The organism is Sulfitobacter sp. HI0040, assembly GCF_001634885.1.
Taxonomy (GTDB): domain Bacteria; phylum Pseudomonadota; class Alphaproteobacteria; order Rhodobacterales; family Rhodobacteraceae; genus Sulfitobacter.
In genome coordinates, this window is the sequence record NZ_LWEX01000496.1 from 1 (window position 1) to 321 (window position 321).

The window sequence follows — 321 nt, forward strand, 5'->3', positions numbered from 1 at the left end:
GCCTCCGGGTGAAAGGGGGGGCAAAGTGGCAGGGTGGCACGATGTTGCCGGTGCGCTATGCTGAGGGGAACCGCGATTGCCCCCGGTGTGAAGGAGACGAGGAACATGAAAAAGATACAATCGCTTGGCGTACACCATATTACGCTCACAGGCGCCGACCGGCAAAGCTCCATCGACTTCTGGGAAGGGGTGCTAGGCATGCCTTTCATCTTCGACCAGCCGAACCTTGACGATCCGGACGAAGGGCATCTTTATTTCGATCCCGGCGACGGTCGTCTCATCACCATCTTCACGAATGAGAATCGCCGCGCCATGCACAAC

Annotated in this window: 1 protein-coding gene; it reads left to right on the plus strand. The window is 57.9% G+C overall.

Features of this window, described 5'->3' with window-relative positions; translation table 11 throughout:
• Positions 1 to 105 precede the first annotated feature (105 nt).
• The coding region (locus A3728_RS19715; RefSeq protein ID WP_201722355.1) for a VOC family protein at positions 106 to 321 on the plus strand (216 nt) is incomplete at its 3' end.